Raw genomic sequence first — 6,633 nt, 5'->3', positions numbered from 1 at the left:
TGGAAGGACTCAACAGGTACTTGCAGGGATGGAAGAACTACTTCCGAGAAGTAGAAACCCGCACAGAGTTTGAACACTTTGACTGTTGGATAAGAAGGCGGTTGCGAAGTCTGCTCTGGTATCAATGGAAGAGAAGCCCAAAGCGGTACAAGGAACTGCGAAAGCAGGGAATCAGTGACAAACTGACAAGGCAAACGGTAGCTTCAGGAAAAGGACATTGGCGAGTGAGTCGGAGTCCTGCGTTACACATGGCGCTACCCAATAGTTGGTTTGATAAGTTAGGTTTAATCAGATTGTTGGCCGCTTAACTGGCCGAAACGCCCAGTACGGACCCGTATGCTGGGTGTTGTGGGAGGAGCGTAGTCGTGAGGCTACGCCCTATCCCGATTTATCTCCAATACTTTGAGATTAAATGGGCCGTTGGGTGCTTTTTGAAGAACAATAACTCATTGGAATCCTGTCGTGTTCTGTCTTTTTTTTCCCTGTTTCTTTTGAAGATAGAGATAGGTTTGTTTCTTGTTCGAACAATCTTTATCTCAACATGATTTGACCATGAAACACTATAGAAGTTCCTGCCCGCTGTGCTCATGACTTTCCAGTTTACAAACCAGATCGACTCTGAGAGATTATGGCTTACAAGTAAGGCGTCTATCTTAAAAATAATAATAATTGAGGTCATCCCATGGAATTTCATCTGGCAGATCTGTTTGAACAGGTGGTGGATACCGTGCCTGAGAATGAAGCACTGGTCGCGGGGAGTGAAAGGCGAACCTATGCAGAGCTGGATGAGAGGGCTAACCGGCTGGCGCATCACTTATCCAACAGTGGTGTGGAAGCAGGACAACATGTTGCTATCTATGCCTACAACCGGGTGGAGTGGATTGAAGCTCTTATTGCCTGTTTTAAAATCCGTGCAGTACCGATCAACATTAACTTCCGCTACGTTGAAGATGAGCTGACTTATATTTTTGATGATGCTGACATTGTTGCTACCGTGTATGAACGCAGCTTTACGCCTTTACTTGAATCCATTCGATCCAGACTTCCTTTGTTGAAAAGTTTCACGGTCATTGAAGATGGCAGTGAACATGACAGCTCTGCATTGAATGCTATTTCTTATGAACAGGCTCTGAGTGAATCCAGTCCGGAACGTAACTTTACCGGTCGTACAAGCGACGATGTCTATATGATTTATACCGGTGGCACTACCGGAATGCCCAAAGGCACTACGTGGCGTCATGAAGATATTTTTTTTGCGGCCATGCAGGGCGGTAACCCTTCCGGTGATCCTATTAAAACACCGGAAGAACTCTCTGCGGTTGTTAGCAACAGTTTCCCTCTGACCACGGTTTGCCCACCGCCTATGATGCATGGTGGAGGCACCTGGACCTGCATGATCACCTTTTTTACCGGTGGTAAATTTATTCTCTACACCGGAAAACATTTTGATGCGGATGAAGTGGTAAAACTGACTCAGGATGAGAAAGGACTTTCCCTGATGCTAGTGGGTGATGCCATGGCCAGGCCCATCGCAGAAGTCATAGAAACCGGGAAATACAATCTTGAAGGTTTAATGGTGGTTTCATCCGGGGGAGCCATTCTCAGTCAGTCAGTGAAGAACAAACTTAAAGCATTGCTGCCTGGTCGTATGATTCTGGACAGCTTTGGTGCTTCAGAGACGGGCCATAATGGTGCTGTTATGGATATGGGGGATGAAGAAGCTGCAGGTCCAAGATTCACCCTGTCAGAACACACTCAGATTCTGGATGACAATCTGAAGCCACTGGCGCCTGGTTGTCCGGAAATAGGTCGCTTGGCTCGTAGTGGTCATATCCCATTGGGGTATTACAAGGATCAGAAAAAAACCGACGCGACCTTTAAAACCGATGCCAATGGTGTGCGCTGGGTCATTCCCGGTGATTTCGCCCAGGTGTTGGAAGACGGTTCGGTTCAGCTGATGGGCCGGGGTTCTGGCTGTATTAATACCGGAGGTGAAAAAGTTTTTCCGGAAGAAGTGGAAGCCGCACTCAAAGCTCACGATGATGTTTTTGATGCTGTAGTCGTCGGAGTGCCTGATGACAGGTTTGGCCAACGGGTGGCAGCCATTGTGCATCCCCGTCAGGGCAAGCAGCCTTCAATGGAAGATCTGGCCGCTTTTTGTTCCAGCAAAATTGCCCGTTACAAGGCGCCAAGAGAGCTCATTCTGGTAGACGAAATTAAACGTACGCCGGCAGCCAAGCCTGATTACCGGGCTGCCAAAGCACTGGCACTCAAAACATTAGGGCTGGAAGAAAAGTCAGCCTGATAAAGCATCAGCCGGGAAAGGTAAATATTTTCCCGGCTGTTAATCGGAGCCTATGATCTGTCCCATCCTGATTTGACCGAAGAGTTATTTAATGGCTTTGTTTTCTTTCAAACGATTAATGTCGTCTATGGTAAAGCCCAGCTCTGAAAGAATCTCATCAGTATGCTCACCGACTCGGGCAGCGGGTCTTTGAATCTCGCTGTCGGTTCGGCTGAAACGAGGAACCGGTCTTGGCTGCATCACACCTTCGCGTTCAACAAAGGTTCCCCGAGCCACATTATGAGGGTGGTGGTAGGCTTCTGACATGGGTAATACGGGTGAGAAACAGGCATCGGTACCGTCCAGGATCTCACACCATTCATCTCTTGTTTTGGTTTTGAACACTGCAGTGAAGCGCTCTTTCAGATCCGGCCATTGCCCCATATCCATCTGGTGAGGAAGCTCCTCATCGTCCAGCCCAATGAGTTTCAGCAATTCTGCATAGAATTGAGGTTCAAAGGCACCCACACAAATGTATTGGTTATCTGATGTTTCATAGGTGTCGTAGAAATGAGCACCTGAATCCAGCATGTTAGTGCCACGCTCTTCTGACCAGAAGCCACTTTGTTGAGCTCCGTAAACGCTGGCCATCAAGGCTGCAGCGCCATCGACCATTGCCGCATCGACTACCTGACCCTTCCCTGATGTTTTCGCTTCGAGAATGGCACTGACCATGCCGAAGGCAAGCATTAATCCACCGCCGCCAAAATCGCCCACCAGGTTCAGGGGGACTACCGGCTTCTCTCCTCGGTTTCCTATGGCATGCAATGCCCCGGTGATCGAGATGTAATTGATGTCATGACCACTGGCATGGGCGAGTGGTCCGTCTTGCCCCCAGCCTGTCATTCGGCCATAGACCAGACGTGGATTGATAGCCATAGCAGGCTCTGGACCAATACCGAGCTTTTCAACGACACCTGGCCGAAAACCTTCAAACATGGCATCACAGCTTTCTGCCAGTTTTAAAACGGTTTCAACGCCTTCCTGAGTCTTGAGATCAACTCCGATGGAGCGTTTGCCCCGGTTGAGAATATCCAGTTTGGGGTTGTCGCCGAACATTCCTCCTTTGGGACGTTCAACACGGATAACATCTGCGCCCAAATCTGCCAGCATCATGCCGGCAAAAGGGCCGGGTCCGATCCCTGCAATTTCCAGAATTCTGATGCCTTTCAAAGGACCCATGGCCTTCCCCTGTTGTTGTTATTGTTGTTGTTATTGTTGTTATGGAAAGTTCCTATTATCTATCAATGTAAGTCAAACGCTGTAGTCTGAATGGCTGATAACGGAAGTGTTTGGTATCGCAGGCGCTGGAGTCTCTCTGTGCTAATTTAAGTTAGTTTTCACTTGTTGCAGCGGCTAACGCAACTAAAGCCGTAAACTCAAAAGCTTCAGCTGTTTCGATAAATCGAGAGGGAGTGCAGGCTGAGCCTGAAAAGCTAATAAATACTCAGTATTCAGGTGTTTGGATTCAGACTTCAGATAATATCGTTGTACTTCTTGTTGTTGTCACAAATGGGAGTGGTGTTTATTACTATTATGTAAACCAGTCTGCTGTAGATATTGAGATATTAGTCAGGGGGATATTTGAAGGTAAAACTGTAGAGCCATCAGGCTCCACAGTCAGAGTCGGGTTAACCAAAGTCACCCGCAATATAATCACGGGTCTTCTGATTAGCAGCATCATTGAAGATCTTGCTGGTTTCATCAAACTCAACCAGTTCGCCCAGATACATGAAGCCTGTGTAATCCGAGATACGCATGGCTTGTTGCATGTTATGGGTCACGATTACGATGGTGTATTTCTCACGCAGATCGGTAATCAGCTCTTCAATAGCGCTGGTGGCCAGTGGATCCAGAGCAGAGGTTGGCTCGTCCATCAGAATTACTTCGGGTTGCAGGGCGATGGTGCGTGCAATACACAGACGCTGCTGCTGTCCGCCGGACAAACTGCTGGCATCGGCATGCAGTTTGTCTTTGACTTCTTTCCACAAATGAGCACGTTTCAGCGCTTTCTTGGCACGGATAGCCATTTCCGGCTTGCTCATGCCTCCTCTCATTTTTAGGCCAAAAGTGATGTTGTCATAGATGGACATAGGAAAAGGCGTTGGCTTCTGGAAGACCATGCCTACCTTGGAGCGCAATTCATTAAGATCTAGACCGCGCTGCAGGATGTTTTCGTTATCCAGCAGAATCTCACCTTCTGCAGCCTGGTTGCCATACAGATCAAAGATACGGTTCATGGTGCGCAACAGTGTGGACTTACCACAGCCAGAAGGACCAATCAGTGCCGTTACCTTGTTGTTGTAAATTGGCATGTTGACCTCTTTCAACGCAGGCTCGGAACCTTTGTTATAAAAGAAACTGAGGTCTTTTACTTCCATTCTTGGGTACAGAATATCTTCAGCCAGGCCGGTTTCTGTATTGATGTCAGTCAGGCTTTTTTGAGTTGCAGACGCATCTGTAGCCGCAGGAGCAGTAGCAATGTTCATGTTCATTTGGCTGCCTTTCGAGCTTTGATCCAACGCGGTAAAGCAGTGGACAGAATATTGATAATCAGAATAAATACGGTAATCAGCAGAGCGCCGGCCCAGGCCAGTTCATTCCAGGATTCGTAGGGGCTCAAAGCGTACTGATAGATGGTCACCGGCAGGTTAGCCATAGGCTTGTCCAGGTCGGTGCTCATGAAGTTACTGTTCAGGGCGGTAAACAACAGAGGTGCTGTTTCACCCGTGATACGAGCTACAGACAACAGAATGCCGGTAATAATGCCGGGGCCCGCTGCCCGATAGCACAACTGGGTAATCACTCTCCAGCGTGGGGCACCCAGTCCGGTACCCGCTTCTTTCAAGGTGGTAGGCACCAGGCGAAGCATCTCTTCCGTGGTGCTGACGATAACAGGCAGTGCCAGAATAGCCAGAGCGATGGCGCCAGCCCAGCCTGAGAAGGTACCGGTGGTCACGACCACTACCTTGTAGACAAACAGACCTACCAGGATGGAAGGTGCACTCATCAACATACCGTTGAGAAAGCGTAGGGTTTCAGCAATTTTTGAGCTTTGCTCAGACTCGGACAGCCAGGTGCCAGCCAACACACCCAGAGGTGCCGCGATCAGGATACCCAGCCCCGTCAGAATCAAACTGCCGACAATAGCGTTTTTCAGACCACCGGGGCTACCAGGTCCAGGTGTCAGTTCGGTGAAGATATGTTGCCCCATGCCGGCAAGACCTTGTCCGACCAGGCTATAAAGTACGCTGGCCAGAACAATAAGACCAAACAGTGCACAGCAAATGCAAAAGCCGATAAAGGCGAAATTCTTGAGTTTCCTGACTGGCATTATCGCTTCCTCAGCTCTTCTTTTTTAACAAGAGACGGGCGGCACCCATCACAATAAATGTCAGTACAAACAGCACGAGACCCAGGCTGATCAGAGCTGAGATGTGCATCTCATTAGTGGCTTCGTTGAATTGCTGTGCAATCGTGGATGAAATAGAGCTCGCAGGCATAAACAGCGAGGTCTCTATACGACTGGCGCCGCCTATGACAAAAGCAACGGCCATGGTTTCGCCCAGGGCTCGGCCCAGACCGAGGATACCAGCACCGACTGCAGCATTCTTGATGCTGGGCAGAAGTACCCGGGTAATCACTTCATAAGGTGTGGCACCCACCCCATAAGCCGCTTCTCTGACCACATTGGGAATAGTCTTCAGAGCATCACGGGTCAGGGCAGTAATAATGGGCAAAATCATGAATGACAGAATAATGCCTGCTGTCAGCAGGCCAATGCCAATGGGTGGTCCATCAAACCAGGGACCAATCAGGGGCAGGTCAACCAGATTTTCCAGTGCCCAGAACTGGAAACCTTCGGAGAACCAGGGGGCAAAGACAAAAAGGCCCCACATACCATAAATAATACTGGGTACTGCGGCCAGCAGTTCAATGGCCATACTAACGGGGCGGCTGATCCAGCCGGGAGCCAGCTCGGCCAGGAAGATCGCTGTGCCCAGACCTACAGGAATGGCAATAACAATGGCAATAAGAGAAGAAACCAGAGTGCCGTAAATGGCTGCAGCTGCACCGAAGTCACTGTTTACCGTATCCCAGACATTACGAAATACAAAACCGGGACCAAATTCAGTGAGAGCTTGCCAGCCTCCGTCAATCAGGGAAATAATGATTCCGATCAACACCAGAAAAATCAAAATGGCGCTGGTGAAGCTCAGTCTGTGGAAGATTGAGTCACCATTTATCAGCTCAGGGCTGTTCACGGCGCGGGACATCGTAGTCGAAAG

General features: G+C 49.1%; 6 protein-coding genes. 2 read left to right on the top strand and 4 right to left on the bottom strand.

The genetic code is table 11. The features are described from left to right. A partial coding sequence (locus tag GZ78_RS28065) for a group II intron maturase-specific domain-containing protein (protein ID WP_330217594.1) occupies window positions 1-308 on the top strand: 308 nt, incomplete at its 5' end. A gap of 374 nt (window positions 309-682) precedes the next feature. Next, complete coding sequence (locus GZ78_RS02755; RefSeq protein ID WP_034832601.1) at window positions 683-2,305, top strand: acyl-CoA synthetase; 1,623 nt, start codon at window positions 683-685, stop codon at window positions 2,303-2,305. Between the two features lie 84 nt (window positions 2,306-2,389). Here the strand turns inward: GZ78_RS02755 and GZ78_RS02750 are convergent, their stop codons facing one another. From GZ78_RS02750 to pstC, 4 genes are all read right to left on the bottom strand, one after another. Next, window positions 2,390-3,526, bottom strand: coding sequence for a CaiB/BaiF CoA transferase family protein (locus GZ78_RS02750; RefSeq protein WP_034832598.1), 1,137 nt, complete (start codon window positions 3,524-3,526; stop codon window positions 2,390-2,392). 449 nt (window positions 3,527-3,975) lie between these two features. Next, window positions 3,976-4,839, bottom strand: coding sequence for a phosphate ABC transporter ATP-binding protein PstB (gene pstB / locus GZ78_RS02745; RefSeq protein WP_152558512.1), 864 nt, complete (start codon window positions 4,837-4,839; stop codon window positions 3,976-3,978). Beyond that, window positions 4,836-5,678 carry a phosphate ABC transporter permease PstA gene (gene pstA, locus GZ78_RS02740; RefSeq protein WP_034832596.1) on the bottom strand — a complete coding sequence of 281 codons (843 nt, stop codon included), beginning with the start codon at window positions 5,676-5,678 and terminating at the stop codon, window positions 4,836-4,838. The genes pstB and pstA overlap by 4 nt, the downstream gene beginning before the upstream one ends. 10 nt (window positions 5,679-5,688) lie before the next feature. Continuing rightward, window positions 5,689-6,621, bottom strand: a complete 933-nt coding sequence (pstC, locus tag GZ78_RS02735) for a phosphate ABC transporter permease subunit PstC (RefSeq protein ID WP_051785756.1) — start codon at window positions 6,619-6,621, stop codon at window positions 5,689-5,691. Between the last annotated feature and the right edge of the window lie 12 nt (window positions 6,622-6,633).

The sequence above is a fragment of the Endozoicomonas numazuensis genome, from assembly GCF_000722635.1.
GTDB classification, from domain to species: Bacteria; Pseudomonadota; Gammaproteobacteria; order Pseudomonadales; family Endozoicomonadaceae; genus Endozoicomonas_A; species Endozoicomonas_A numazuensis.
Note: the sequence above shows the minus strand (reverse complement) of the source record. Positions and strands in the feature narration are given on the sequence as shown.

Bases quoted from the DNA above. Each gene is read 5' to 3' on its own strand.
- GZ78_RS02755 (WP_034832601.1), top strand. From the start codon at position 683: ATGGAATTTCATCTGGCAGATCTGTTTGAACAGGTGGTGGATACCGTG.
- GZ78_RS02750 (WP_034832598.1), bottom strand. From the start codon at position 3,526: ATGGGTCCTTTGAAAGGCATCAGAATTCTGGAAATTGCAGGGATCGGA.
- pstB (WP_152558512.1), bottom strand. From the start codon at position 4,839: ATGAACATGAACATTGCTACTGCTCCTGCGGCTACAGATGCGTCTGCA.
- pstA (WP_034832596.1), bottom strand. From the start codon at position 5,678: ATGCCAGTCAGGAAACTCAAGAATTTCGCCTTTATCGGCTTTTGCATT.
- pstC (WP_051785756.1), bottom strand. From the start codon at position 6,621: ATGTCCCGCGCCGTGAACAGCCCTGAGCTGATAAATGGTGACTCAATC.